The sequence below is a fragment of the Streptomyces sp. NPDC029151 genome, from assembly GCF_055564315.1.
On the sequence record NZ_JBVHWQ010000007.1, the window covers coordinates 69,266 to 95,866 of the forward strand.

25 protein-coding genes, 1 pseudogene and 1 riboswitch are annotated in these 26,601 nt (G+C 72.6%); of the genes and pseudogenes, 7 read left to right on the plus strand and 19 right to left on the minus strand.

The annotated features are described in order from the left end of the window. Nucleotides 1-2: 2 nt before the first annotated feature. From ACZ4VF_RS25185 to ACZ4VF_RS25205, 5 genes are all read right to left on the minus strand, one after another. The gene (locus tag ACZ4VF_RS25185; protein WP_467928714.1) at nt 3-650 is read right to left on the minus strand and encodes a TetR/AcrR family transcriptional regulator; all 648 of its coding nucleotides are present in this window, start codon (nt 648-650) and stop codon (nt 3-5) included. Nucleotides 651-751: 101 nt separating this feature from the next. Further along, a complete protein-coding gene (locus tag ACZ4VF_RS25190; RefSeq protein ID WP_467928716.1) occupies nt 752-892 on the minus strand; it encodes an SCO1431 family membrane protein in 141 nt (46 codons plus the stop codon). Between the two features lie 167 nt (nt 893-1,059). Continuing rightward, nucleotides 1,060-2,424, minus strand: coding sequence for a peptidase C39 family protein (locus ACZ4VF_RS25195; RefSeq protein ID WP_467928717.1), 1,365 nt, complete (start codon nt 2,422-2,424; stop codon nt 1,060-1,062). A 154-nt stretch (nt 2,425-2,578) separates the two neighbouring features. Continuing rightward, on the minus strand, nt 2,579-4,105 hold the full coding sequence (locus ACZ4VF_RS25200) for an amino acid permease (protein WP_467928718.1): 1,527 nt from the start codon (nt 4,103-4,105) through the stop codon (nt 2,579-2,581). Nucleotides 4,106-4,159: 54 nt separating this feature from the next. Then, nucleotides 4,160-5,116, minus strand: a complete 957-nt coding sequence (locus tag ACZ4VF_RS25205; RefSeq protein ID WP_467928720.1) for a hypothetical protein — start codon at nt 5,114-5,116, stop codon at nt 4,160-4,162. A 273-nt stretch (nt 5,117-5,389) separates the two neighbouring features. Here ACZ4VF_RS25205 and ACZ4VF_RS25210 point away from each other — a divergent pair, with 273 nt between their 5' ends. Beyond that, the gene (locus ACZ4VF_RS25210) at nt 5,390-6,010 is read left to right on the plus strand and encodes a uridine kinase family protein (protein WP_467929163.1); all 621 of its coding nucleotides are present in this window, start codon (nt 5,390-5,392) and stop codon (nt 6,008-6,010) included. Between the two features lie 430 nt (nt 6,011-6,440). Beyond that, a complete protein-coding gene (locus ACZ4VF_RS25215) occupies nt 6,441-8,324 on the plus strand; it encodes an AAA family ATPase (protein ID WP_467928721.1) in 1,884 nt (627 codons plus the stop codon). A 44-nt stretch (nt 8,325-8,368) separates the two neighbouring features. Here ACZ4VF_RS25215 and ACZ4VF_RS25220 read toward each other — a convergent pair whose 3' ends face one another. The 9 genes from ACZ4VF_RS25220 to ACZ4VF_RS25260 all read right to left on the minus strand — a co-directional run bounded on the left by ACZ4VF_RS25220 (nt 8,369) and on the right by ACZ4VF_RS25260 (nt 15,698). Next, entirely contained in the window at nt 8,369-9,460 is a 1,092-nt protein-coding gene (locus tag ACZ4VF_RS25220) for a hemolysin family protein (protein ID WP_467928722.1), read from the minus strand. Next, nucleotides 9,457-10,791, minus strand: coding sequence for a hemolysin family protein (locus ACZ4VF_RS25225; protein ID WP_467928724.1), 1,335 nt, complete (start codon nt 10,789-10,791; stop codon nt 9,457-9,459). The genes ACZ4VF_RS25220 and ACZ4VF_RS25225 overlap by 4 nt, the downstream gene beginning before the upstream one ends. 164 nt (nt 10,792-10,955) lie before the next feature. Continuing rightward, nucleotides 10,956-11,423 carry a PH domain-containing protein gene (locus tag ACZ4VF_RS25230; protein ID WP_467928725.1) on the minus strand — a complete coding sequence of 156 codons (468 nt, stop codon included), beginning with the start codon at nt 11,421-11,423 and terminating at the stop codon, nt 10,956-10,958. A 16-nt stretch (nt 11,424-11,439) separates the two neighbouring features. Continuing rightward, nucleotides 11,440-12,288 carry an ATP phosphoribosyltransferase gene (gene hisG / locus ACZ4VF_RS25235; protein WP_467928726.1) on the minus strand — a complete coding sequence of 283 codons (849 nt, stop codon included), beginning with the start codon at nt 12,286-12,288 and terminating at the stop codon, nt 11,440-11,442. 52 nt (nt 12,289-12,340) lie between these two features. After that, a complete protein-coding gene (locus ACZ4VF_RS25240) occupies nt 12,341-12,613 on the minus strand; it encodes a phosphoribosyl-ATP diphosphatase (protein WP_189306322.1) in 273 nt (90 codons plus the stop codon). A 34-nt stretch (nt 12,614-12,647) separates the two neighbouring features. Further along, nucleotides 12,648-13,133: a 6,7-dimethyl-8-ribityllumazine synthase gene (gene ribH / locus ACZ4VF_RS25245; protein WP_358646555.1), complete on the minus strand. Its 486-nt coding sequence runs from the start codon at nt 13,131-13,133 to the stop codon at nt 12,648-12,650. A gap of 23 nt (nt 13,134-13,156) precedes the next feature. Beyond that, nucleotides 13,157-14,458: a bifunctional 3,4-dihydroxy-2-butanone-4-phosphate synthase/GTP cyclohydrolase II gene (locus ACZ4VF_RS25250; RefSeq protein WP_467928728.1), complete on the minus strand. Its 1,302-nt coding sequence runs from the start codon at nt 14,456-14,458 to the stop codon at nt 13,157-13,159. Beyond that, on the minus strand, nt 14,455-15,096 hold the full coding sequence (locus ACZ4VF_RS25255) for a nicotinamide mononucleotide transporter family protein (protein ID WP_467928729.1): 642 nt from the start codon (nt 15,094-15,096) through the stop codon (nt 14,455-14,457). The genes ACZ4VF_RS25250 and ACZ4VF_RS25255 overlap by 4 nt, the downstream gene beginning before the upstream one ends. Beyond that, nucleotides 15,093-15,698 (minus strand): riboflavin synthase, encoded by a 606-nt coding sequence (locus ACZ4VF_RS25260; protein ID WP_467928731.1) that lies wholly within the window; start codon nt 15,696-15,698, stop codon nt 15,093-15,095. The genes ACZ4VF_RS25255 and ACZ4VF_RS25260 overlap by 4 nt, the downstream gene beginning before the upstream one ends. A gap of 160 nt (nt 15,699-15,858) precedes the next feature. Then, nucleotides 15,859-15,989: riboswitch (FMN riboswitch) on the minus strand. A 356-nt stretch (nt 15,990-16,345) separates the two neighbouring features. On the opposite strand from ACZ4VF_RS25260, the gene ACZ4VF_RS25265 reads away from it, so the two are divergent. Continuing rightward, nucleotides 16,346-17,098 (plus strand): SDR family oxidoreductase, encoded by a 753-nt coding sequence (locus ACZ4VF_RS25265; protein WP_467928732.1) that lies wholly within the window; start codon nt 16,346-16,348, stop codon nt 17,096-17,098. Between the two features lie 31 nt (nt 17,099-17,129). Next, nucleotides 17,130-17,501: a hypothetical protein gene (locus tag ACZ4VF_RS25270; RefSeq protein ID WP_467928733.1), complete on the plus strand. Its 372-nt coding sequence runs from the start codon at nt 17,130-17,132 to the stop codon at nt 17,499-17,501. 12 nt (nt 17,502-17,513) lie between these two features. Here the strand turns inward: ACZ4VF_RS25270 and ACZ4VF_RS25275 are convergent, their stop codons facing one another. Both ACZ4VF_RS25275 and ACZ4VF_RS25280 read right to left on the minus strand, forming a co-directional pair. After that, a complete protein-coding gene (locus ACZ4VF_RS25275) occupies nt 17,514-18,416 on the minus strand; it encodes an ROK family protein (RefSeq protein WP_467929164.1) in 903 nt (300 codons plus the stop codon). Further along, nucleotides 18,411-19,451 (minus strand): annotated as a pseudogene (locus ACZ4VF_RS25280) (ROK family transcriptional regulator); the annotation flags it as partial. The pseudogene ACZ4VF_RS25280 and the gene ACZ4VF_RS25275, both read right to left, overlap by 6 nt. A gap of 118 nt (nt 19,452-19,569) precedes the next feature. Between ACZ4VF_RS25280 and ACZ4VF_RS25285 the strand changes: the two are divergent. Next, nucleotides 19,570-20,781, plus strand: a complete 1,212-nt coding sequence (locus ACZ4VF_RS25285; RefSeq protein ID WP_467928735.1) for an MFS transporter — start codon at nt 19,570-19,572, stop codon at nt 20,779-20,781. On the opposite strand, the gene ACZ4VF_RS25290 is transcribed toward ACZ4VF_RS25285, so the two are convergent. Continuing rightward, entirely contained in the window at nt 20,741-21,199 is a 459-nt protein-coding gene (locus tag ACZ4VF_RS25290) for an acyl-CoA thioesterase (RefSeq protein ID WP_467928736.1), read from the minus strand. The genes ACZ4VF_RS25285 and ACZ4VF_RS25290 overlap by 41 nt on opposite strands. Before the next feature lie 201 nt (nt 21,200-21,400). Here ACZ4VF_RS25290 and ACZ4VF_RS25295 point away from each other — a divergent pair, with 201 nt between their 5' ends. Further along, nucleotides 21,401-22,810 carry a uracil-xanthine permease family protein gene (locus ACZ4VF_RS25295; RefSeq protein ID WP_467928737.1) on the plus strand — a complete coding sequence of 470 codons (1,410 nt, stop codon included), beginning with the start codon at nt 21,401-21,403 and terminating at the stop codon, nt 22,808-22,810. Nucleotides 22,811-22,886: 76 nt separating this feature from the next. Continuing rightward, the gene (locus ACZ4VF_RS25300) at nt 22,887-23,573 is read left to right on the plus strand and encodes a DUF5995 family protein (RefSeq protein ID WP_467928738.1); all 687 of its coding nucleotides are present in this window, start codon (nt 22,887-22,889) and stop codon (nt 23,571-23,573) included. A gap of 113 nt (nt 23,574-23,686) precedes the next feature. Here ACZ4VF_RS25300 and ACZ4VF_RS25305 read toward each other — a convergent pair whose 3' ends face one another. Then, the gene (locus tag ACZ4VF_RS25305) at nt 23,687-25,384 is read right to left on the minus strand and encodes a flavin monoamine oxidase family protein (RefSeq protein WP_467928740.1); all 1,698 of its coding nucleotides are present in this window, start codon (nt 25,382-25,384) and stop codon (nt 23,687-23,689) included. A gap of 55 nt (nt 25,385-25,439) precedes the next feature. Continuing rightward, nucleotides 25,440-26,228, minus strand: a complete 789-nt coding sequence (locus ACZ4VF_RS25310) for a carbon-nitrogen hydrolase family protein (RefSeq protein WP_467928741.1) — start codon at nt 26,226-26,228, stop codon at nt 25,440-25,442. Nucleotides 26,229-26,601 lie beyond the last annotated feature (373 nt).

Genomic DNA, 26,601 nt, shown 5'->3' on the forward strand with positions numbered 1-26,601 from the left:
GGTCAGCCGTCCCGGCGGGCGGGCGGCGGGGCGGGGTGGGCGGGGTCCAGCTCCTCGATGGCGCGCAGGGCCCCGCCGAGCGCCTTGACCAGCAGTTCGCGCATCGTGTCGCGGGACAGGCGGGGACGGTCGATCCAGTCCAGGGTGGCGCCCTCCACGCCGCACACCCAGGACAGCAGGCCCGTCCGGGCCAGCGGCGAGATGTCGGCGCGGCCGTAGGCGCCCTCGGCGATCGTGGCGACGATCGCCTCGCGCACGCCGTCCCGGATCGCGTGCACCTCGGCGTCGAATCCGACGCCGCCGCTGACGATGGTGCGGTAGGCGGCCTGGTGCTGTTCGGCGTAGCGCAGGTAGCCGTCGATCGTGCGGTGCACGCGGTCCACGGCGGGCAGCCGCAGGCCGCCCGCGGCGGAGGTGACCAGGTCGGAGACGGAGTCCTGGACGATCGCCAGGTAGTAGCCGCGCTTGGACCCGAAGTAGTAGTAGATCAGCCCCTTGGCGACCTGCGCCTGGCGGGCGATGTCGTCCATGGACAGCGCGTCGTAGGACGTGTCGGCGAACAACTTCCGCCCGATGGCGATGAGTTCGGCGCGCCGCGCCGCGGAGCGCTCGGTGCCGCGCACCGGGGTGGCGGCACGCTGCTGCGGCATGTTCAAGATCGACCCTGGTCTAGGCGCGACGGGACGCCCGCAGTATGTCAGAACAAGCCTCGCGCGCGAGGGGTCGGCTCGGAGCAGCGCGAGCGGCCGGTTCAGAGCAGTCCGAGCTGCGTCACGAGCATCGCCAGCACCGCGACGAGGACCCAGCCCATGATGTGCTCGACGATCTTCGGACCGTCTTCCTGGGGGCCGCCGGTGCGGACGCGGGGGGCGGTGGCGGGGTGTGCGGTCATGCTGTCACTCGCAGAGATCGGTCCGACAGGGACGGACTCCCCCGTCCGTCCCTCCACCTTGCCACCCCCGCGGGCGCGTGCGGCGATGAGCTTGGTCACAGGCGTCCGCCGACCCGCGCCGCACACCTCCGTCACACGCCCGCGGTGCGCACTCCCCGCGTGTGCCCTCAGTACACGCCCACCGCCGCGAGCGCCCTGCGCTGGTGCGGGGTCGGGTGGGCCGGGAAGTACAGGTAGCAGACCCCACCGGTGCCGGAGACGACCTTGCCGGAGGCGTTGTACCGCTTGGTCCTGAGCCAGATGTTCTCCCACTCGCGCCGCTTGTAGACGCGCCGCACCGCCTCGTCGCTCGGCGAGGCCGGGTCGTTGGCGATCACGTCCCCGTCCGCGGTGAAGCCGATGACCGTCATCAGGTGGCCGGAGGTGCCGTAACCGGCGCCCGTCAGCTCGTCCTTGAGGAACGACTGGGACGTTATGGCCGGGATGCCGGCCGCGATCAGCGTCTCCAGGTCGGCGAGGGAGGCGAGCCGGGTGACCACGCCCTGCAGACCCTCGAAAGTCGCCGCGTAGGCGGCGTTGAAGGGCCAGTTGCCGCACCCCTGGTACTGGTGGTCGTAGGTGGAGCGGGCCGCGTGGCACACCTGCGGGTCGGCGTAGGACGGGTCCACCCAGGACAGCTGCTCGGGGGTGAGCCGGCCGCCCCAGTACTCGATGATCATCTGCGAGGAGGTGGGGCTGCACCAGGCCTCGCCGCCGTTGTCGTACTCGGGGTACTGGCCCTTGTGGATCTCCTGGGAGTAGCGCGGTACGGCCAGTTCCTGGGCGAGGCCGGGAGCGGAGGCCGGGACGGTGAACCGGTCGGGGATGTCGGAGCCCATCGCGCCGAGCCGCCAGACGGTCGGGGTGAGCCGCGTACCGGGCCGGCGGTAGAGGGTGAGGCGCAGCCGGTACGAGGTCAGGCGCAGGCCGGTGGCCGGGTCGTCGACGGCGAAGGTGTCCGTCCAGATCGTGCTCCTGCCGTCGGTCTGGTCGTCCACCGAGGTCCGCTTGATGTCCTGGTCGCCGGCGGCCCAGCGGCCCATCACGTACCAGGGCGTGTCGGTGCCGTCGGAGTACGTGCCCCGCAGCTCGACCTGGAGCCAGGTGCCGTCGGGGGTGTGCGCGTTCCAGGAGGCGACGGCCTCGGTCGCGGGCACGGTGAGCCGGTGCACCGGGGAGGTCCAGGTGGCGTACTCCCACGTGGCGGTGGTGCCGGTGTGCGGGTCCGTGTAGTCGGTACGGCCGGCGGGGGCGCCGATCAGGAGGCCGGGGCGCCGTCCGGACACCGCCCGGGTGCCCTGGGCGGTGCCGCAGCGCCAGTCGCGGTACGTCGTCCAGGCGTGGTAGTCGATCGGGCGGGCCTGCGCCTGGCCGGGGCCGTCGGCGGCGGAGCGCGGCGCGGCGGCGGCCGCGGGGGCCGCGGTGCCGGTCACCGCCGCGGCGACGGCCACGGCCAGAACGGTTCTGCGGGACGGCTCTTGGGCTCTGCTCATGGGCGCGATGACCCCCAGGGTGTCCGAGGCGGGCTGGTCCGGTGCGGTAACTATGGAGCAGGCCGGATTCCGCTGCCAGCACTTCGGCGCATGCCGCGGCACGAATATTGGTCTCGGCCAATGGCGAGGGGTGGGGGTACGCGCCCGGACGCGGTCAGACGAGATCCATCGCGGCCACCTCGTCGGGGCGTCCGTAGCTCACCGGTCCCTGGAAGCGGCGGCGGGCCGTGGCCAACCACCACACCGTGGCCACCAGCAGGACGACGGCGAGGGCGATCGGCGCGTAGTTGAAGGAGTCGACGGTGATGGGCGAGGCCTGCGGCAGCATGAAGAGGACGCTGCTGAGGAGGATCCAGGTCACCGCCAGCCACCCGATCGGCCTGCCCCAGCGGCCCAGGTGCCAGGGGCCCGGCTGGAACGCGTCACCGAGCCGCAGCCGCAGAAAGATCGGCACGGCGTAGGCCAGGAAGAGCCCGACCACGTTGACGCTGACGATCGCGGTGAAGGCCGTGTGCGACCACCAGCCCGGCACGACCAGAGCCACTGAGCAGGCGACCGCGAGCCACACCGCCTTCACCGGCGTACGGGTGCGCAGCGAGACCGAGTGCCACCAGCGGGAGCCGGGCATGGCGCCGTCCCGGGAGAAGGCGAAGATCTGCCGGGTGTTGCTGGTGAGGTTGGCCAGACCGCAGAAGAGCATGGCGCCGATGACGATGAGGAGCATCACCTTGGCCACGCGCAGGCCGAGGCCGTCGATGAGGATCTGGACGGGCGGCGCCGCGGCACCGGCCACCTCGGCGTAGTTTCCGATGCTGTAGACCAGTGCCAGCATCAGCACCAGGCCGGCGACCGCCGAATAGCCGATGGCCCGGGTGATCCCCCTCGGTGCGCTGACCGTGGCGCGGACCGTTTCCTCGGACATGTGGAAGCTGCCGTCGAACCCGGTGAACGTCCAGCTGGTGACCAGCAGGCCGAGCATGCCGCCGTAAAGTCCGCTCCTGAAGCCGGTGTTGTTCTCGAAATGCGTCACGAAGGACGCGGACTGGTGATGATCGGGCATCACTACGAGTGCGCCCACGATCACGACGAGTCCGATCAGCAGCCACCACACGGAAATGCGGTTCAGTACGGCGACGAGCTGCACGGTGTAGGTGTTGGCGAGTCCCTGCAGGGCGATGACGAGCACCGTGATGAGGACCGTCTGGTGGGCGGTCGGCCGGTAGGACGGCCACTGCAACTGCACGAACACCTGGATGAAGGTGGCCGCGGCGTACCCGGTGGCGGCGGTCCCGCCGATCTGGCCCACGAAGTTGAGCCAGCCCGTGAACCAGGACCAGGCGCCCTTGTGCCGCTTGGCGAGTTTACCGGCGGAGAAATACAGGGCACCGCTCGTCGGATAGGCGGAGGCGACTTCCGCCATGGCCGCACCGATGAGCAGCACCATGAGCGAGACACCGATCCAGCCGAACACGAGAATGCGCGGGCCGCCCGCGTTCATACCGAATCCGAAGGACGAGAAAATACCCGAGAGGATATTGATGATGGTGAAGGAGATCGCGAAGTTGTCGAACGCCTGGAAGCGCCGGGTCAGTTTCCGCGGATAACCCATCGCGTGCAGGGTGGCGTCGTCGTCGAGCACGACGGAGTCCGCCGCGCGGGCGTGGGCCCGGGGGGTCGACATCCGTTCCGACACAGATCGGCCTTTCTCTCGATGGGGGGGCAGGGGACGAACGGGTCAGGCGGGTCCCGGGACGGGCAGTCCGCAGGCGCGCCGGGCCCGGGAGAGCTGGTCGGCGGGGTCGCCGAAGGCGCTCCAGGGCATGCGGGACGCGTACGGGCCCATCGCGGTGAAGACCGCCCGGGCCTCGAACTCGCGCCGGCCCATGACCAGCGCGTGTCCGAGGTAGGCCAGGTCGAGCACGGGGGTGAAGCGGTATCCGGCCACCGTGGGCAGCCAGTTCTGGTAGATCGCCAGCGCGGTGGAGCGCCACTGGGGCTGCTCCCAGACCCGGTCGGCGAGCAGCTGGGTGGGGTTGTAGCTCTCCACCAGGGCGACCAGGGGCAGCAGCCGCAGGGCGGAGTCGGCGGGCGCCCGCTGGCTGAGGAAGGCGGCGACGTCCCAGGCCGCGGTGACCGAGCCGCCGTGCCGCGTGAAGAAGCAGGACAGGAAGCGGTGGTGGGCCTCGCGGTGCCAGGGGTCCAGGGACAGGATGTGCGCGAACAGGCGCCAGGGGCCGGGCGGGGCGGTGAGCAGGCCCTGCGGGGCGGGGTCGCGCAGCCGGTGCAGCCGGGCCATGGCGAGCCGGGCGACCCAGGGGGTGGGGTCGGCGGGGGCCGCTTCGGCGGCCCGGTCACAGGCGGTCAGCGCGATCCGCTCCAGCGCCTCGGCGCGGTCGTCGCGGGCGTCGGCGGCCCGCAGGGCGCGCTGTACGGCGACCCGGGCCCACATCAGCGCGGCCTCCGGCGTGGGCTCCTCGGCGAGCCAGCGTTCCACCAGGTCGGTGCCGGCCGCCTCGGAGGCGAGCACCAGGGAGCGGTGGGCGCGCAGGGCGAAGTCGGAACGCGTCTCGGCGAGCGCCTCGTGGGCGTACCGATAACGCCCGGCCCGTACGTCGACGCATACGCTCGCCAGGACGCGGTCGTCGGCCGCCGGATGCCATACGTACTGCCCGTCGAATAACTCCGCGGCCATGTCCCCCTGCCCACTCCCCGTTCGACGCATCACGTTGCGCAGGAGGCACCTTACTCAGCGTGGGGCACACCTGGAACGCCGAATTCGACATATCGGTCAGGGGATTCGGAATGTTTATTCGGTATCATTGACTGGCCGCCAGCCGGTGGTTCAAAAGGCGACTACTGCAGGACTGTTTCACGGAAAAACCACACCGGACCACGACTCGCCCCGGCAGGACCCGCAGCACCCCACCCCCCAGCAGCACCCCAGCACCACACCCCGGGAAACACCATTCACGACCTCGCCGCCCGGCTGCACGGGCTCCCTCCCTCACTGGGACCGGTCCGGCTGATCGCCGTCGACGGGCACGCCGGCTCCGGGAAGTCGACCTTCGCCGGACGGCTGGCGCGCGCCCTGGGCGGGGCTCCGGTGCTCCACCTCGACGACATCGCCAGCCACGAGCGGCTCTTCGCCTGGACCGGCCGGCTCATGACCCAGGTGATCGAACCCCTGGCGCGCGGCGAGGACGCGCACTACACCCCGTACGACTGGCGGGCCCGCGCCTTCGGCGACCCGGTCCCGCTGCCGCCCGCGCCCGTCGTCCTGATCGAGGGCGTCGGCGCCGGCCGCCGGGCCCTGCGGCCGCATCTGGCCCGGCTGCTGTGGATGGAGCTGCCCCGGGAGGAGTCCTGGGCGCGCGGCCGGCGGCGGGACGGCGTGGAACAGCGCGCGTTCTGGGAGGGCTGGGTCGCGGCGGAGCGAGCGCACTTCGCCGCCGACCCCTCACGCCCCCATGCCGATCTGCTGGTGCTGCAGCGACAGGAGGGGTACGAGGTGCTGCCGGGACCCGGGGCGACGCCGGACTCCGAAGAGGACGTCACCCAGCGTGACGGACCGTCCCCGATGTGGTGAAGCCGTGAAGAGCCTTGTGGGGGAAGTTCCCCGAGTGCCCCAACTTCGCTTGACCCGGGGGGCGTACAGGTCTTACGTTCTCAATGTGCGGCTTTCGGAGCCGCCCACCCACGCGAAGCCCCCGGTTGTTCCCCCGTGACCGGGGGCTTCGTTCTGCCCCGGGGCCCGGTTTTCCGGGCGCTCCGCGCGCCGGCCTTCTCACCCTCGGTCACGAAACGCCATGCGCCCCGTCTGCTCCCACCTCGCCGAACGGCCCGTGCGGCACCCTACGGCGCGTGCGTTCACGCGGGTACGATGCCCTCGGTGCGACCTTCGAGCGGCTGCCTCGCGCACCTGCAACTCCGGTCCGCGGCACAGCGGTTCGACCGCGGCGACCGTCGGGCGACTGCCCGGCGGTGAACCACGGGGGCACGGTTCGTGGGGGGACGTGATGGACTTCGGCACGCAGGGCCCCGAGGCCCCGGCCGACCTCGCCTGGCTGCGGGGCGTGGACGCCTACACGGTGGGCGCCTACCCGCAGGCGGAGGAGGAGTTCCGCACCGCGGTGCGGATCGACCCGGGCATGGCCGACGGCTGGCTCGGGCTGCACGCACTGCGGGTCGACACGACCACCGCGCTGCTGCGGATGTTCCGCCACCGCGACCGCTTCGGCGAACAGCGCACCCGGCACCGCCGCGCCCTCAACTCCTGGTACTGGCTGGGCTGGTGGGTGCAACCGGTGCTGGAGAGCCCGCGCGACCTGCTGCTGGCGCACGCCTCCCACTGGCTGGACGGACGGCACGTCCCGGAGCTGGACCGCGCGCTCGCCGGGCTGCCCCCGGTCGACGCCGACCCGCAGGTCCGCTTCCTGCACGCCTGCCGCGCCTATCTGGTCAAGGACTGGGAGCAGTTGGTCCGGCACACCGACCCGCTGCTGGACGACGCCCTGCTCGGCATCGAGGCCGGACTGTTCGGCGGCATGGCCCGGGTCCGGCTGGAGATGTACGGCCAGGCCGAGCCGCTGCTGGCGGCGGCACTGATGCGGTGCCGCAGCGAACAGCCGCAGCGCAAGGAACTGCGGTACTGGCTGGCGAGGGCGCACGAGGGCACGGGCCGGTCGGCCGCCGCGCTCCCCCTGTACCGGGCGGTACACCGGGTCGACCCGGCCTTCATGGACACCTCCGCCCGGCTGGCCGCGATCGCCGAGGGCGACGGGTACGACGAGACGGCCGACCTCGCCTCGATCACGCTGACCGGCGCGGGACAGGACACGGTGGACGGGCCGGACGGGTTCGATCCGCTGTTCGGCACGGAGGGGCGGGACCTGCGGCTGCCGGAGCCCGATCTGCCGACCGGACCGCTGCCGTCGGTGACCGATCCCTCGGTACGCACGAAGACGGGTGTGCCGGGGGTGCCCGGGATGTCCTCCTCGCCGATCCCGACCGGGCCGACGGACCCCGCCTTACTCGAACAGGCGCTGGCGGAGCTGGAGCGCATGGTGGGGCTGGAACCGGTCAAACGCCAGGTCAAGGCGTTGTCCGCGCAGTTGAACATGGCGCGGCTGCGGGCCGGGCAGGGGCTGCCGGTGCAGCCGCCCAAACGGCACTTCGTCTTCTCCGGGCCGTCGGGGACGGGCAAGACCACGGTCGCGCGGATCCTCGGACGCGTCTTCTACGCGCTGGGGCTCCTGGGCGGTGACCACCTGGTGGAGGCCCAGCGGGCCGACCTGGTCGGCGAGTACCTGGGGCAGACGGCCGTGAAGGCCAACGAGCTGATCGACTCCGCGATCGGCGGGGTGCTCTTCGTGGACGAGGCGTACTCGCTGTCCAACTCCGGGTACGGCAAGGGGGACGCGTACGGCGACGAGGCGCTGCAGGTGCTGCTGAAGCGGGCCGAGGACAACCGGGACCACCTGGTGGTGATCCTCGCCGGCTACCCCGAGGGCATGGACCGCCTGCTCGCCGCCAACCCCGGACTGTCCTCGCGGTTCACCACCCGGGTGGACTTCCCCTCCTACCGGCCGCCGGAGCTGACCGAGATCGGCAAGGTGCTGGCGGCGGACAACGGCGACCTGTGGGACGCCGAGGCGCTGGAGGAACTGCGGTCCATCGCCGGGCACGTGGTCGACCAGGGGTGGATCGACGAGCTGGGCAACGGGCGGTTCCTGCGCACGCTGTACGAGAAGAGCTGTGCGTACCGGGACCTGCGGCTGTCGACGTATCCGGGGTCGCTGACCCGGCAGGACCTGGCGACCCTGCGGCTTCCCGACCTGATGCAGGCCTACGGGGAGGTGCTGTCGGGGCGGGGGCCGCAGGATCCGTCGTCCTACACCTAGGGCCTCTCTGCCGGATCCTGCCGGGGTCGCGGGGCGGGACAGCCCTAGGCCATCGCGCCGGCCTCCTCCGGCTCCCCGCTGGCCCTCGGTTCGGTCACCCTCATCCCGGGATCCTCACGGTGCGCGGGGTCCCGGACCTCGCCCACCAGCATCTCCAGGACGTCCTCCAGGGCCACCAGGCCCAGCACCCTGCCGGTCGCGTCGGCGACCTGGGCGAGATGCGTGGCCGCCCGGCGCATGACCGTCAGGGCGTCGTCCAGGGGCAGCTCGGCACGGAGGGTGGCCATGGGGCGCCACACCTGCTGGGGGACGGCCCGGTCGGAGTCCTCCAGGTCGAGGACGTCCTTGACGTGCACGTACCCCATGAAGGGGCCCTTCTCGGTGGCCGCGACCGGGAAGCGGGAGTAGCCGGTGCGGGCGGTCAGCTCCACGATCTGCCCCGGGGTGACCGAGGGCTCCACCGTGACCAGGGACTCCCGCCGCAGCAGGACGTCCGTCACCGGGCGGGAGCCCAGTTCCAGGGCGTCCTCCAGGCGCTCGCGCTCTTCCGGGTCCAGGAGCCCCGCCTGGCCGGAGTCCTCCAGCAGGCGGTTGAGCTGCTCGGTGGTGACGACCGCCTCCACCTCGTCCTTCGGCTCGACCCGGAACAGCCGCAGGATGCCCTGGGCGCAGGCGCCGAGGGACACCGTGATCGGCCTGCACAGGCGGGCGAACCAGACCAGGCCCGGGCTGAGCCACAGCGCGGCCTTCTCCGGAGCGGCCATGGCGAGGTTCTTCGGCACCATCTCGCCGATGACCAGGTGGAAGAAGACCACGGCGGCCAGGGCGATGACGTAGCCGAGGGGGTGGATCGCGCCGTGCGGCAGGTGGATCCACTCGAACACCGGCTCCAGCAGGTGCGCCACCGTCGGCTCGGCGACCGCGCCGAGCGTCAGGGAGCAGACGGTGATGCCGAACTGGGCGGCGGCCATCATCTGCGGCAGCCGTTCGAGGCCGTACAGCACCTGGCGGGCCCGGGCGGTGCCGAGCGGTTCGATCTGGCTGCGGCGGACGGAGACGAGCGCGAACTCGGCGCCGACGAAGAAACCGTTGGCGAGCACGAGCAGCGCGGCGAAGACCAGTTGCAGGACGCTCACCGGGCGGCCTCCATCGCGTTCGCCACCGGGGCCGTCCTGACCAGGCGGACCCGTTCGGCGCGGTAGTGGCCGACCTGGCGGACCGAGAGCCGCCAGCCGGGCAGCTCGGCCCGGTCGCCGGGGGCCGGGATCCGCCCCAGCAGGTCGGCGACCAGCCCGGCGACGGTCTCGTACGGCCCCTCGGGCACGTCGAGGCCTATCCGCTGGAGGATGTCGACGCGGCAGCTGCCGTCCGCGTCCCAGGCGGGCCTGCCGTCCTCGGGCGGGGCCGGGGCCAGCTCGGGCATGTCCTTGGCGTCGTGCTCGTCGCGGACCTCCCCGATCAGTTCCTCGACGATGTCCTCCAGGGTGACCACGCCGGCCGTGCCGCCGTACTCGTCGACGACGACCGCGATGGGCTGCTCGGAGCGGAGCCGGGTGAGCAGCGGCTGGACCGGCAGGGTCTCCGGGACCAGCAGTGCCTTGCGGGCGATGCGGGTCACCGGGGTGCGCAGACGGTCGTGCACGGGGACCGCCAGCGCGTCCTTCAGATGGGCCATGCCGACCACGTCGTCGATCTTCTCCCGGTAGACGGGGAAGCGGGACAGGCCGGTCGCGCGGGTGAGGTTGACGACGTCCTCGGCGGTGGCCGAGTCCTGCAGGGCGCTCACCTTCACGCGCGGGGTCATGACGTGCTGCGCGGTCAGCTCGCCCAGGGACAGGGTGCGGACGAACAGGTCGGCCGTGTCCTGCTCCAGGGCGCCGGCCTGGGCGGAGTGCCGGGCCAGGGAGACGAGCTCGCCGGGGGTGCGGGCGGAGGCCAGCTCCTCGGCGGGTTCGACGCCGAGGGCGCGGACCAGCCGGTTGGCGACCGTGTTCAGCGCGGAGATCACCGGGCGGAACAGGCGGGAGAAGTGGGCTTGCGGGCCGGCGACGAACCGCGCGACCTGCAGCGGCCGGGACACCGCCCAGTTCTTGGGTACGAGTTCGCCGATCACCATCTGGATCGCGGACGCGAGCAGCATGCCGACGACCACGGCGATGCCGGAGGCGGCACCCCGGGGGACGCCGAGAGCGGCGAACGGGCCGCGCAGCAGCCCGGCCAGGGCCGGTTCGGCGAGCATGCCGACGACCAGGGAGGTGATGGTGATGCCGAGCTGGGTGCCGGAGAGCTGGAAGGACAGCTCCTTCAGCGACTCCACGACCCGGTGGGCGCGGCCGTCGCCGTCGGCGGCGGCCTGCTCGGCCTCCGGTCGCTCGACCGTCACCAGGCCGAACTCCGCCGCCACGAAGAATCCGTTGGCGAGGATCAGCAGGAACGCCGCTCCGAGGAGCAGCAGGGGGATGGTCACGCTGCCACCGCCTTCCCGTGGTGCCGGGCAGGGGTGGCGCAGGTACTACAGGACGATCCGTCCATCGCTGGAGGGAGTCACTCCTCGGGTAGCAGGAGCCCCTGGGCACCGGGCGGCGCGCAGGGGCGGAGGCACAGCGAGAAGGCCTCCGCCCACCAGATTAATCAAGATCTGGGCTCGTGCGGCAGGGCGGACGACGCCGAGTGGGCCTCGGCGAGCGCGCGCAGGGCCTTGGCGTCGGCGATGGCCCGCTGTCTGGCGAGGCCCGGCTGGATGCCGAGCGCGGGCAGGCTGGTGCCGTCGCTGAGGTCGAGGAAGACCCACGGGTCGCCCGGCCGGAGGTTCACCCGGAGGATCTCCGCCCAGGCCAGACGCCGCTTGCCGGCGATGTTGACGACGGTGACGCCGGAGTCGTCGGCGACCACCCTCACCCGGGACAGCTGGGCCAGCGCCCAGAAGATCAGGGCCCCCGTGACGACGAAGGTCACCCGTGAGCCCGGGCCGATGTCGAGCAGCAGCGCGATCCCGGAGATCACCACGAAGATCGCGACTCCGGCGGTGAGCAGGATCACCCGGGTGTGACCGGGCCGGAAGGTGACGGGGAGAGCGGGAAGCGGGGTCGGGTCGGGCATCGGTGGGCGTACCCCTCTACAGGCGGCAGGCGTGGATGGCCGTGGTCAGGATGGCGCGGGCGCCGATGGCGTAGAGGTCGTCCATGATCCGCTGGGCCTCCTTGGCGGGGACCATGGCGCGGACCGCGACCCAGCCCTCGTTGTGCAGCGGGGAGACGGTCGGGGACTCCAGGCCGGGGGTGAGCGCGACGGCCTTCTCGAGCTGCTCGACCCGGCAGTCGTAGTCCATCATCACGTACGTCCGGGCGACCAGGACGCCCTGGAGGCGGCGCAGGAACTGCTGGACCTTCGGCTCGTCGGCGTCGGCGCCGGTGCGGCGGACGACGATCGCCTCGGACTTCATGATCGGCTCGCCGAAGACCTCCAGGCCCGCGTTGCGCAGGCTGGTGCCGGTCTCCACGACGTCGGCGATGACCTCGGCTACGCCCAGCTCGATCGCGGTCTCGACGGCGCCGTCGAGGTGGACGACGGAGGCGTCGACGCCGCTGTCGGCGAGGTGGCCCGCGACGATGCCCTCGTAGGAGGTGGCGACCGTCCTGCCCTTGAGGTCCTCGATGCCGTTCGCGGTGCCGGGCTTGGCGGCGAAGCGGAAGGTGGAGCGGGCGAAGCCGAGCGGCAGGATCTCCTCGGCGTCGGCGCCGGAGTCGATCAGCAGGTCACGGCCGGTGATGCCGATGTCGAGGCGGCCGGAGGAGACGTAGATCGCGATGTCGCGGGGGCGGAGGTAGAAGAACTCGACCTCGTTCTCCGGGTCGACGATCCGCAGCTCTTTGGACTCGCGCCGCTGCTGGTAGCCGGCCTCATGCAGCATCTCCGCCGCAGGGCCGGACAGTGAACCCTTGTTGGGGACGGCGATGCGCAGCATGAGGTCGGCTTCCTTTGCTCGTTCTCTACGGGATCGGGTGCGGGGGTGCGGCTTACAGGTGGGCGTAGACGTCGTCCAGGGAGATGCCGCGGGCGACCATCATCACCTGGACGTGGTACAGCAGCTGCGAGATCTCCTCGGCGGCCGCCTCCTTGCCCTCGTACTCGGCGGCCATCCAGACCTCGGCGGCCTCCTCGACGACCTTCTTGCCGATGGCATGGACGCCCTTGCCGACCAGCTCTGCGGTGCGGGAGGTGGCGGGATCGCCGTGGGCGGCCTTCTGCTGCAGCTCGGTGAAGAGCTGCTCGAACGTCTTCTTGGACATGGTGAGCCCCACCCTACGCGGTTCGGGCGACTCCCTAGTGCCAGGGTTCGGATACCGAGCGGAGCGTGGCCGCCGTCGACACGGCGGCGGTCACCGCCTCGTGGCCCTTGTCCTCGTTCGACCCCTCCAGGCCGGCCCGGTCCAGGGCCTGCTCCTCGGTGTCGCAGGTGAGCACGCCGAAGCCGACGGGGACGCCGGTCTCGACGGAGACCTGGGTGAGGCCCTGGGTGACGCCCTGGCACACGTAGTCGAAGTGGGGGGTGCCGCCCCGGATGACGACGCCGAGGGCGACCACGGCGTCGTAGCCGCGGCCCGCGAGGACCTTGGCGGCGACCGGCAGCTCGAAGCTGCCGGGGACCCGGATCAGGGTCGGCTCGTCGATGCCCAGGTCGTGCAGGGCGCGCAGGGCGCCGTTCACCAGACCGTCCATCACCTTCTCGTGCCACTGCGCCGCGATGACCGCGACCCGCAGGTCGCTCACGTTGCGTACGGACAGCTCCGGTGCACCCTTGCCGCTCACGTCTCTCCTCAGTGCTTTCTTGCCTACTGGTTGCCGCAGGTGGACGCGGCCGCCGGTACGGCGGGCGTGTCCAGCCAGGGCAGGTCGTGCCCCATCCGGTCCCGCTTGGTGCGCAGGTACCGGAGGTTGTGCTCGCCGGCCTGGACGGGCATCGGCTCCCGGCCGGTGACCTTCAGGCCGTGGCGCAGCAGCGCGTCGGTCTTGTCGGGGTTGTTGGTCATCAGCCGGACCCCGCGCACGCCGAGGTCGGCGAGGATCTGCGCGCCGGCGCCGTAGTCGCGGGCGTCGGCGGGCAGACCGAGTTCGAGGTTGGCGTCCAGGGTGTCGTGGCCCTGCTCCTGGAGCTCGTAGGCGCGCAGCTTGGACAGCAGGCCGATGCCGCGCCCCTCGTGTCCGCGCAGGTAGACGACGACGCCCCGGCCCTCGGCCTGGATGCGTTCCAGGGCGGCGTCCAGCTGGGGGCCGCAGTCGCAGCGCAGGGAGCCGAAGACGTCGCCGGTGAGGCATTCGGAGTGGACGCGGACCAGGACGTCCTCGCCTTCGCCGATCTCGCCGTGGACGAGGGCGACGTGTTCGACGCCGTCGACGGTGGACCGGTAGCCGTAGGCGGTGAAGGTGCCGTGCCGGGTGGGCAGCCGGGTCTCGGCCTCGCGGCGGATGGTGGGCTCGCTGCCGCGGCGGTAGGCGATCAGGTCCTCGATGGAGATGATCGTCAGGCCGTGCTTGCGGGCGAACGGGATCAGCTCGGGCAGCCGGAGCATCCGGCCGTCCTCGCCGGCGATCTCCACGATGGCGCCGGCCGGGCGGAGCCCCGCGAGCCGGGCGAGGTCGACGGCGGCCTCGGTGTGGCCGTTGCGGGTGAGGACGCCGCCGGAGCGGGCGCGCAGCGGGAAGACGTGGCCGGGGCGGACCAGGTCGGCCGGCTCGGCCGTGCCGCTCGCGAGCAGCCGCAGCGTGGTGGCGCGGTCGCCGGCCGAGATGCCCGTGCTCACACCGTGAGCGGCGGAGGCGTCCACGGAGACGGTGAACGCGGTCTTCATCGACTCGGTGTTGTCCTCGACCATCTGCGGCAGCCGCAGCCGGTCCAGTTCGTCGCCCTCCATGGGAGCGCAGATCAGCCCGCGGCACTCGCTCATCATGAAGGCCACGATCTCGGGGGTCGCCTTCTCGGCGGCGATGACGAGGTCGCCCTCGTTCTCCCGGTCCTCGTCGTCCACGACGACCACCGGGCGGCCCGCGGCGATGTCGGCGATGGCCTGCTCGACCGGGTCGAGCGCGAAGTCCTCGATGTCGGCGGGGTCGTACAGCAGCGGTGCCGAGGTCATGCCGGCGCTCCTTCCAGTGCGGGCTGCGAGCCCCGGCGGGAGCGCAGCCACCAGTCGCGCATGCCCCACAGGACGAGTGCGCCGTAGATGACGTAGACGAAGCCGGAGAAGGCGTAGCCGTTGGCGAAGTTGAGGGGGACGCCGACGAGGTCGACGAGCAGCCAGGCGAACCAGAACTCGACCATGCCCTTGGCCTGGGCGTACATCGCGACGATGGTGCCGACGAAGATGTAGGCGTCGGGCCAGGGGTCCCAGGACAGCTTCGGGTAGGCGGTGAACAGGAGGGCGACGGCGACCGTGCCGACGGCGGCCGCGGCGAGCATGAGGCCGCGCTCGCGCCAGCCGGCGAAGCGTACGGTGATCCGGCCGTCGTCGGCCGTGCCCTGGCCGCGCCGCCACTGCCACCAGCCGTACAGCGCGACGGCCATGACGACGGCCTGCTTGCCGGCGCTGCCGGTCAGATGGCCGTAGAAGGCGGCGAAGAGGACGAGGCCGGAGAGGAACTGGAGGGGCCAGGTCCACAGGGAGCGGCGCCAGCCGAGGGCGAGGGTGATGAGGCCCAGGATGTTGCCGATCATGTCCGACCAGATGATGTGCTGGCCGAAGAGGGTGAACGCCTCGGAGTTCATCCAGGTCACTTGCCGGCCCCCTGCCCGGCCGCGAGCAGCCGCTCCACGTACTTGGCGATGACGTCCACTTCGAGGTTGACCGGGTCGCCGGGCTGCTTCACGCCGAGCGTGGTGAGGGCGAGGGTGGTCGGGATCAGGCTGACGGTGAAGTGGTCGGGGCCGGCGTCCACGACGGTGAGGCTGATGCCGTCGACGGTGATGGAGCCCTTCTCCACGACGTACCGGGAGAGCTGCGCGGGGAGGGAGATCTTCACGATCTCCCAGTTCTCGGAGGGCGTGCGCGCCAGGATCTCGCCGGTGCCGTCCACGTGTCCCTGCACGATGTGTCCGCCGAGGCGGGCGCCGACGGCGGTGGGGCGTTCCAGGTTGACGCGGGAGCCCACGGCGAGTGCGCCGAGGCTGGAGCGGTTCAGGGTCTCGGCCATGACGTCGGCGGTGAACTCGTCACCCTCGTGCTCGACGACCGTGAGACAGACCCCGTTCACGGCGATGGAGTCGCCGTGCTGCGCGCCCTCGGTCACGACGGGGCCGCGGAGCCGGAAGCGGGAGGCGTCGCCGAGGTTCTCGACGGCGGTGACCTCGCCCAGCTCTTCGACGATTCCGGTGAACACTTCCCGGGTCCTCCTGCCTCTTGGGGCACGGACTCCGGGGCCTGTCGATGACGACAGAATCTACGGGTGAGCACACACCGGGGCGTCGCCGGAACGGACGCGTCCGCACACGGACACGTCCCGATACGGCGGCGCGCACACGGATACGCGTGCCCGCCCGCCGCGCACTGCCTCCCATCCGGACTTTAACCGTCGGTCCAGGAATTTCACCTGGTCAACCGGCCGCTGGAAGCGACCGGGTCGCGGACTGTAACCGCCGGTTCGGACTTTCACCGACCCCGGAGTGCGCTGCTTCTGGTACAGGGCCAGTGTGCCACGACCGCTACTCGTCCAGGCGGGTGACCGGTGTGGGCTCGCTCACAGCGCGTGCCGTCGAATGCGCGCCACGCGGTCGCGCCGCCCAACTGGGCCGCGCTCCAGAGGGGTTGGGCATGGTCCGGACCATTGACCGCACTGGTCTAGTCCTCTTAGGGTGCGGGCGGGCCCGGTGGCGGTGACGACGGCCCTTGCCCGCCGCCGGGCCGCCAAGGCGGCCTCCGGGAAGGAATCCGCCGCGGGATGTCACGTTTCCGGGGCTCCGTCCGGTCCCAGTGGACGAAGGGCGCTCCAGCGGGGAGCGCCCGGTGTCCGAAGGGACGGGGAACGGCATGACCACCATCCTGGTGACCGGCGGAACCGGCACGCTCGGCCGGCTCGTCGTGGAACGGCTGCGGGCGGACGGGCACGAGGTCCGGGTGCTCAGCCGGCGCACGCCGCCGTACGCCGTCGACCTGCGCACGGGCGGTGCCGGCCTGGACGCGGCGCTGGCCGGCGCGGAGACGGTCGTGCACTGCGCCAGCTCGCCCAGGGGCGGCGACGAGCAGGCGGCCCGGAACCTGCTCGCGGCGGCCCGGCGGGCCGGGGTGGGCCATCTGCTGTACATCTCGATCGTCGGAGTCGACCGGGTGCCCTTCCCCTACTACCGGTCCAAGCTCGCCGTGGAGCGGATGGTCGAGGAGTCCGGGCTCGGCTGGACCGTGCTGCGGGCGACGCAGTTCCACGACCTGGTGGTCACGCTCCTCGAGACACTGGCCAAGTCGCCGGTGCTGCCGGTCCCGGCGGGGGTGCCGGACCAGCCGGTCGAGGTCGCCGAGGTGGCCGAGCGGCTGGCGGAACTGGCGCTCGCGGCTCCGGCCGGGCGGGTGCCGGACCTGGCCGGCCCGGAGGTCCGTACGTTCGACTCGCTGGCCCGCGCCTATCTGCGGGCGACGGGCCGGCGCCGGCCGGTGGTGCGGGTGCCGCTGTTCGGGAAGGCGTACCGGGCCTTCCGCGCGGGCGGGCACACGGCGCCGGACCGGGCGGTGGGCAGGGGGACCTTCGAGGAGTACCTGGAGCGGAGGTTCGGGCAGGGGGCCCGATGAGGGGCGTGCCGACGCCGGTACAGTCACACCCATGACGGCACCGGTGATCCGCGCGATCGAGTGGGACGGGACGGCGTGGGACGACCCGTCCGCCGAGCGGATCCACGATCTGCTGGCGGACATGAGTCTGACCTGGCGGTTCGTCATCGTCGAGCGCCTGGACCGGGAACCGGCCGACCAGCACTACATCCAGGTGTACCTCAACGACGACCTGAGCTACCGGGTGGAGTACCGCGAGGGCGGCCCGGACCGGCACTTCCAGGCCCATGTGCCGCGCGAGAGCGAGGTTTTCGCCGTCGAGCCCGTGGCCGAGGTGGTGCAGGCCTGGGCCTTCGGGCTGCCGGGCTGGCGGGAGGCGCTCGCCTGGGTCCCCTGGCGGCCGGAGGAGCAGCTCCGCCCCTGACCTGCCGGCGGCTCATTCCCCGGATCGCCCCGGCGGCCCGAAGAGCTCGTCCTGCGCCCGGTCCCGGGCTGTCAGAAGCGCTCCGCGCAGGACGGCACTCCCGCCGAGACTGCTCGCGCGCACCTCGGTGACCAGCGGTGACATCCGGCGCAGCCGTTCCTCCACCAGCCCGGCGAGCACCGGACCCCCGGCCTGCCCGACCTCCCCGCCGAGCACCACACAGCCGGGGTCGAGCACGGCCACCACGGAGGCCACCCCGACGGCGACCCGGTCGGCGAGGGCCCGCAGGAAGCGGGCGGGGGCAGCACCGGCGTCGGCGGCCACGTCGGTCACCGCTCCGCCCACGGGGAGACCGGCCGCGGTCCCGTCCGCGGGGAGACCGGCCGCGGCTCCGCCCACGCGGACACCGGCCGCAGCCCCGTCCACCGGGACACCGGCCGCGGCTCCGTCCGCTGAGACGCCGGCCGCGGTCCCGTCCGCGGGGACACCGGCCGCAGCCCCGTCCACCGGGACACCGCCAGCGACTCCGCCCACGCGCACACCGCCCGCAGCCCCGTCCGCCGGGACACCGCCCGCGACTCCGCCCACGCGGACACCGCCCGCAGCCCCGTCCACCGGGACACCGCCTGCGGCTCCGCCCACGCGGACACCGGCCGCGGTCCCGCCCGCGGGGAGACCGGCCGCGGTCCCGTCCACGGGGACACCGGCCGCGGTCCCGTCCACCGCGACACCGCCCGCAGCTCCTCCCACGCGGACACCGGCCGCAGCTAGGTCCACCGGAAGAAGGCCGGCCACCGCTCCGCCCACGGGGGCACCGGCCGCCGTCCCGTCCGCGGGGACACCGGCCGCAGCCCCGTCCACCGGGACACCGCCCGCAGCTCCGTCCACCGGAACACCGCCTGCGGCTCCGCCCACGCGGACACCGCCCGCAGTCCCGCCCACGCGCACACCGCCCGCAGCCCCGTCCAAGGGGACACCGGCCGCGCCACCCGCGAGAAGGCCGGCCACCGCTCCGCCCACGGGAACGCCCGTCGCCCCTCCGCCCCCGGTGACGTCGGCCACGGCCGCCCGCACCACCTCGGCCGCCCCCGGTCCGTCCGCCGCCGCCGGGGCGGGCAGGCCGTGCTCCGCCGCCAGGGAGACGATCGCCGCGGCGCCGGTCAGGGAGTGGAAGCCGCCGCCGCAGTCGGCGGCCGAGGGCAGGGTGTCCGTGCCCGGGACCGGCAGGAAGCCGATCTCGCCGGTGCCGCCGGAGGCGCCGCGGCGCAGGGTGCCGTCCAGGACGACCGCGGCGCCGACGCCGTGGCCGAGCCAGAGCAGGACGAAGGTGTCCCGGTCCCGGGCGGCGCCCTCGCGCTGTTCGGCGAGGGCGGCCAGGTTGGTCTCGTTCTCCACGGTGACCCGGGCGCCGGGCAGCCGGTCCTGGAGGGTGGCGGCCAGGCTGCGGTGCCAGGCGGGCAGCCCGGCCGAGTCGCGGAGGTCTCCGGTGGCCGGGTCGATCAGGCCGGGCGCGCCGATGCCGACGGTGTGCAGCCGGTGGGCTCCGCCCTCCTTCACGGCGCTCTCCACCGCGGCCACGGCCTGCTCGACGGCGGGCCCGGTCCCGGTGTCACCGCCGATCGGCGCGGACGCCTCGGCGAGCACCCGTCCGAGCAGGTCGGAGACGAGGACGAGGACACCCTCGGTACGGACGTCGAGCGCGGCGAGGTGGGCGCGGTCGGCGACGAGGCCGTAGAGCCGGGCGTTCGGGCCACGGCGCTGCGCTCCGGATTCGCCGACCACGGTGATCAGTCCGGAGGCCGTGAGCCGGTCGACCAGGTCGGCGACGGTCGGCCGGGACAGTCCGGTCAGCTGCTTCAGCTGCCCTGCCGTGAGCGGGCCTTCCTGCTGCAACAGCCGCAGGGCCAGCCGGTCGTTGATGGCCCGGGCGGTGCTGGGTGATGCGGGCATGACGGGATCCTCCCAGATCGCCGACGCGATGGTCCCTATCTATCAGGCAGGGTTCCTGATAGTTTACGGCGCAGTCGCGAGGACCGGCGCCGGGCGCGCCCGGGGAGGGGACGGGACCATGAGAGACGTGACGCACGCGCCGGGCGGGGTCAGGCGCGCCCGGTACGCCGTGGCGGCCGTCTTCGCGGTGCACGGCGCCGTGACGGGTTCGTTCGCCACCCGGGTGCCGTGGATCCAGGACCATGCCTCGCTCGGCGCGGGCCAGTTGGGGTTCGCCCTGGCCTTCACGGCGTTCGGCGCCTCCTGCGCGATGCCGCTGGCGGGACGGATCAGCCACCGCTTCGGCAGCCGTGCGGCACTGCGCGGCCTGCTCGCGCTGTGGACGCTCTCCCTGGTGCTGCCGTCGGTCGCGCCGAACCTGGTCACCCTGTGCCTGGCGATGTTCGCCTACGGCGCGAGCGCGGGCATGGCCGACGTCGCGATGAACGCGCTCGGCGTGGAGGTGGAGCGGCTGCTCGGGAAGTCGATCATGTCGGGGCTGCACGGCATGTGGAGTGCGGGCGCGTTGGTCGGCTCGGCCGCCGGCACCCTGGCCGCGCATCTCGGCGCGGACGCGCGCCTGCACTTCGCGCTCGCGGCGGCCACGCTCACCGTGCTGGGGTTCGTGGCCTGCGCCTGGGTGCTGGACCTCCAGCCGGCCGAGGACGAGGAACCGCCGCCGCGGTTCGCGCTGCCGCCCCGCTCCGCCCTGCTGATCGGCGCGGTCGGGTTCTGCGCGGTGTTCGCGGAGGGCGCGAGCCTGGACTGGTCGGCGGTGTTCCTGCGGGACCGGCTGGAGAGTTCGGCCGGGCTGGCGGCGGCCTCCACGACCGGGTTCATGCTGACGATGGCGGTCGCCCGGATCGCCGGGGACGCGGTGGTGAACCGCTTCGGCGCGGTCCGCACCGTACGGGCCGGCGGTGTCCTCGCGGGACTGGGCGGGCTGCTGGTCGTGTGCGCCGGACACCCGGCGGTGGCGATGGCGGGGTTCGCGCTGATGGGACTCGGCATCGCGGTGGTCGTCCCGCTGTGCTTCGCGGCGGCCGGGCACGCCGGCCCCCACCCCAGCCAGGCCATCGCGGGCGTGGCGACCATCACCTACACGTCCGGGCTGGTCGCGCCGAGCCTGATCGGCGGGGTGGCCCAGGCCACCAGTCTGGTGGTGTCCTTCGGGGTGGTGACGGCGCTGGCGTGCGGGCTCGCGGTGTTCGCGGGCGTGCTGCGCACCGCCGAGCGGGGCCGCGGGGAGATCAGCCGGCGGGCCGCAGCAGTTCCCGACCCGCGGCCCTGAAGGTCTCGGTCCAGGGTGCGGGGCGCATGGTCGCCGGGTCCAGCCGGACCAGCACCCGGGTGCCCCGGGCGTAGGTCTCGGTGCCGTCGGCCGAGCAGAACCGGAAGCCGTAGGTGAGCCCGGTGGTGCCCAGCCGCTCCAGCCAGAGGTGGACGGCGTAGGTGCCGGGACGGGTGACGGGGGCCTCGTAGGTGATGCGGAGTTCCTTGACCGCGTTGCAGGCGTCGCCGGCCGCCGCCCAGTCGCCGTCGAAGCGGACGCCGTACTCGTTCCACAGCTCGGTCCAGGCGCGTTCGACCATGAGCGGGTAGCGGGCGTTGTGCAGCAGCCCGAGCGCGTCGAGGTCGTCGAAGTGGACGGTGACGGGCATCAGCCGGCCGTGGGAGACGGCGGGGGCGATCGGGGCTTCGGCGGTCACGGGAAGGGCTCCTGGGCGGTGCGGGAGGGGTGGTGACACCCCCGTACGCCACCATACTAAGCGACCGCTCAGGACCCGGGCCGGGAAGCCCCCCAGGTCAGCGGTGGGACCCGCGGTCGGGGACCGTGGCACGCGGAGCCGCCGGCCACCCCTGACAATGGTCCGGACCGTCTTCACGTACCTAGGAAAGCGAAACCCACCATGGACCTCGGCGTGCGCTGGAAACTGCACGGTGACGGGCGCACGCCCGCGCCCGGAGCGGTGGTACGCCCCGACGAACGGCTCTCCTGGCCCCGCACCGTGGGGCTGGGCGCCCAGCACGTGGTCGCCATGTTCGGCGCCTCCTTCGTGGCCCCCGTGCTCATGGGCCTGGACCCGAACCTGGCGATCATGATGTCGGGCGTGGCGACCATGATCTTCCTGCTCGCCACCCGCGGCCGGGTGCCGAGCTACCTCGGCTGCTCCCTGTCGTTCGTGGGTGTGGCCGCCGTGATCCGCGCCCAGGGCGGCACCAGCGCGACCGTGACCGGCGCGGTGCTGGTCGTCGGTGTGGTGCTCTTCCTGGTGGGCCTCGCCGTGCAGCGCTTCGGCGCGCGGATCATCCACGCCGCCATGCCGCCCGTCGTCACCGGCGCGGTCGTGATGCTGATCGGCTTCAACCTGGCCCCGGTCACCGCGTCCACGTACTGGCCGCAGGACCAGTGGACGGCCCTGCTCGTGATGCTGTTCACCGGTCTGGCCGTCGTCTGCCTGCGCGGCTTCTGGTCCCGGATCGCGATCTTCCTGGGGCTGGTCTTCGGGTACGGCATCTCCTGGGCCTTCGACCGGATCCTCGGCAGGATCCACTCGGCGGACCCGAGCGGCAAGCTCACCGACCACTGGCGCCTGGACCTCTCCGGCGTCTCCAAGGCCGACTGGATCGGTCTGCCCTCCTTCCACGGGCCGTCCTTCCAGTGGTCGGCGATCCTGGTCGCGCTGCCGGTGGTGATCGCCCTCGTCGCCGAGAACGCGGGCCACGTCAAGGCGGTCGGCGAGATGACCGGCGACCCGCTGGACGACCAGCTCGGTACGGCGATCTCCGCGGACGGCGTCGCCTCCGTGCTGTCGACGGCCGTCGGGGGACCGCCCAACACCACCTACTCCGAGAACATCGGCGTGATGGCGGCGACCCGCGTCTACTCCACCGCCGCCTACTGGGCCGCCGCCTGCTTCGCGCTGCTCTTCGGCGTGTGCCCGAAGTTCGGCGCGGTCGTGGCCGCGATCCCGGGCGGCGTCCTCGGCGGCATCACCGTCATCCTCTACGGCATGATCGGCCTGCTCGGCGCCCAGATCTGGCTGAACGCCAAGGTGGACCTGCGCAACCCGCTGAACCTGGTGCCGGCCGCCGCGGGCATCATCATCGGCGTCGGCAACGTCTCCATGAAGTTCACCGACACCTTCTCGCTCAGCGGCATCGCCCTCGGCACCCTGGTCGTCATCACCGGCTACCACGCGCTGCGCGCCTTCGCCCCGGCCCATCTCAAGCGGCAGGAGCCGCTGCTGGACGAGGGCACGTCCTCCTACGACGCGGAGGCGGACCCGGGCCCGACGGCGCCGCGCGCCGAGTCGTAGGCCGGCGTTCCCCCGTTCCGGCGAAGCAGCGGGCCGGTCGGCACTCCGGCCGGTCCCGGGCTGGGACCCTTCCCCCATGGTGCAGCCGGAACACCTCACCGCCCCCGTCGACGCCGTCGTGGCGCGGATGCGCGCGCTGGACGCGACGCTGCCCGCGCGGGACGGGGTCGCCGTGTTCAACCGCGTCTACCTGGCCGTCACCGAGGAGGTCGGCCGGCGCCTGGACGCCGGGGAGTTCCCGGACCCGCGTGCGGCGGCCGCGCTGGACGTGCGGTTCGCCGAGCGCTATCTCGCGGCGGTCGACGCGGCCGCCGCGGACCGCCGCCCGCCCGCCTGCTGGCGGCCGCTGTTCCAGCTCCGCCGCCATCCCGGGGTACGGCCGCTGCAGTTCGCGCTGGCCGGCGTCAACGCCCACATCGGGCACGACCTGGCGCTGGCCGTGGTCGACGCCTGTCGCACGCTCGGCTGCGAACCGGCCGACCTGGAGGACGAGTTCGACCGGGTCGGCGATCTCCTCGCGGCACTGGAGGAACGCGTCCGCGAGGAGCTCATGCCGGGTCCCGACCTGCTCCAGATCGCCGACCCGCTGACCCATCTGCTGGGCTGCTGGAGCCTGGAGCGGGCCCGCGACGCGACCTGGGCCGCGGCCCGGGCCCTGTGGGCGCTGCGGCACTGCGGCGAGGTCGCCGAGGAGTTCACCGAACGGCTGGACGCGGCGGTGGGGTTCGCGGGCCGGATGCTGCTGACGCCGTTCTCCGGCTGACGCCGCCGCTTCCCGGCCGGCACTCCGTCCCCTCGCGACCGGACGCGGGGTGGGAAAAGGCGCGGGCGGCCGGAGTCCGAGCCGGCCGCCCGCGCCTTCGTCCGTCTCCCGGGTCAGTCCTCGGGAAGCTCCACCGGTGCGATCTCGTCGTAGACGTCACCCGGGCCCGGGTTCGTCGCGTCGGTCTCGCCGCCGAAGTGGTGCATGACGCCCCAGACCGCGTTCAGCGCGGTCTGGATGGCTCCCTCGGCCCAGCCGGCCGTCCAGGAGATGTCGTCGCCGGCGAGGAAGATGCCCCGCTTGTCCTCGGGCAGCCGGTCCTGCATGAAGTGGGTGAACAGGCGCCGCTGGTAGCGGTAGTGCCCCGGCAGGTTGGCCTTGAACGCGCCCATGAAGTAGGGCTCGTTCTCCCAGGAGACCGTCACCGGGTTGCCGATGATGTGCTTCCTGATGTCGACCTTCGGGTAGATCTCGCCGAGCGACTTCAGCATGACCTCCATCCGCTCGTTCGCGGACAGCGGCAGCCACTTCAGGCTGTCGTCGCACCAGGTGTAGGAGAGGCAGATGACGGCGGGCTTGTCCGGGCCGTCGTCCAGCAGGTAGGTGCCGCGGGTCATGCGGTCGGTGAGCGTCATCGACATGACGTCCCGGCCGGTCTCCTCGTCCTTGTCCAGCCAGAAGGGCCGGTCCACGGGCACGAAGAGCTTGCTGGACTCCATGTAGTGGGTGCGCTCGATGGCGGTCCAGTGGTCGATCGGGAAGAGCGAGTCGTCGCAGGCGATCTTGGACAGCAGCATCCAGGACTGGGCGGTGAAGATCGCCGCCTGGTAGGTGCGGATGTCGCCGTTCGCGTCCGTCACGGTGATCCGGTTGCCGGCGGTACGGTGCAGGCGGGTCACGGCCGGGCGGGGCTCGCCGTTCTCGTGCAGCTTCGCCAGCGAGGTGCCGTGGGCCCAGTGGACGATCTTCTCCGGCTCGCGCTCCCACAGGCGCAGCGGCAGCTGCTGCGAGCCGCCGACGATGCCGCGGTGGTGGTCGTCGGCCTCGGTGTAGACGACGCGGAGGATCTCCAGGATGGAGTTCGGGAAGTCGGTGTCCCAGCCGCCGGTGCCGAAGCCGACCTGGCCGAAGATCTCGCGGTGCCGGAAGGACTTGAAGGCCTCGGAGTCGCAGAGGAAGCCGTAGAAGGTCTGGTTGTCGAGCTTCTCGACCAGCTTCGCCCAGATCTCGCGGATGCGCGGCACGTCCCGCTCGCGCATGGCGCGGTTCATGTCGGAGAAGTCGGCGCCCTCCTCCAGGCACTTGCCCCAGGCCTCGGCGACGTCCCGGTACACCTGGGGCAGGTCGTCGATCGTCTCGGCGTAGTGCGACTCGCCCTTGAGGTCGACCACGGTCGACGGGGTCGCCTCGGCGAGCGGGTTCGGGAACGGCCTGGTCTCCAGGCCGACCAGGTCGATGTAGTGCTGGAGCGCGGTGGAGGACGGCGGGAAGCGCATGGCGCCCATCTCGGCGGTCAGCGAGTCGTCGCAGCCCTCGAAGCCGACCGTGCGGAGCCGGCCGCCGATCTGGTCGGCCTCGTAGACGACGGGCTTGAGGCCCATCTTCATCAGCTCGTAGGCGGCCACGATGCCGGACAGACCGCCGCCGATGACCGCGACCTCGGTGCCGTGCTCGGTGGCCGGGATCTGGCCGAGGCCCGCCGGGTGGGCGAGGAAGTCGTCGTAGGCGTACGGGAAGTCCGGGCCGAACATGGTGATCGGCGGCTGCTGCTCGTCGGTGTGCTCGACGGCGTTGGGCACCGTGGACGTCATGGGGTACGGACTCCTTGCACGAGGTGGAACAGGGGGGAGGGCTGGGGGCGGCGGCTCAGACCAGGGAGCCGTACAGACCGGGGCGGCGGTCCTTCAGGTACGGGTTGTTCTCCCGGGAGGCGGCCAGGAAGGCGGGGTCGGCGTCGGCGAGCACCAGTTGTTCGGCGCGGCCGGCGCGGGTGCGGGCGACGCCGTCGGGACCGGCGAGGACGGAGAGGCCGACGAACTCGAACTCCCCTTCCTGGCCGACCCGGTTCACGTAGGCGACGTACATCTGGTTCTCGAAGGCGCGCACCGGGATCACCGACTCGGCGACGAACTGGAAGGGGTGCATCTGCGCGGTCGGGACGACGAGGAGGTCGGTGCCGGCCAGGGCGTGGGCGCGGACGTTCTCCGGGAACTCGACGTCGTAGCAGATCAGCAGGCCCACGGTGAGGCCGTTCAGCTCGGCCTGGACGACCTGCTGCTCGCCCGGCGTGAAGTGGTCGCGCTCGAAGCAGCCGAAGAGGTGGGTCTTGCGGTAGTTCGCGAGGCGGGTGCCGTCGGCGGAGATCAGCTGGGCGGAGTTGAAGACGGTCCCGCCCTCGCGCTCCGGGTACCCGTAGAGGACGGCCAGGCCGTGTCGGGTGGCGATCTCGGCGACCGCGTCGGCGGAGTCCCCGTCGGCGGCCTCGGCGAGGCGGGCGATGTCGTCGCCGATGGCGTACCCGGTGAGGAACATCTCCGGCGTGGCCAGCAGCCCGGCGCCCGCGGCGGCGGCCCGGCCCGCGGCCTCGTCGAGGACCTTGAGGTTCTCGGCGACGGAGCCGGGGCGGCCGGAGCTCTGGAGCAGGGCGGTGCGCATGCGTGATCCTCACCGGAACGGGGGGTTTAGGGGGGTCAGAAAGAAGGTACGGTCGGCGCGCGCGGCCGGACAAGAAGGAGCCGTTGCGCGCCGGTGCGCGGATCGTTGCGTGGAGCGGGGGGCGAACGGCGATTCGTTGCGCGGCCCGTGGGCGGACGGCCCCGGGACCCGGCTGGATCACGCTCCCGGCCTGCGGCGGACCACCTGGATGCGGTTCGCCGGCCCCGGGGCGGCCACCCCACGCGAACGGCGTCCGGGGGGGGGGGGGGGGGGGGGGGGGGAAGAAGGGAGGGAAGGGGGAAAAAGAAGAGGGGGGGGAGAAGGAGAGGGGGGAAAGGGAGAGAGTTCCCCAATTGATCACAGGGGGGAGGAA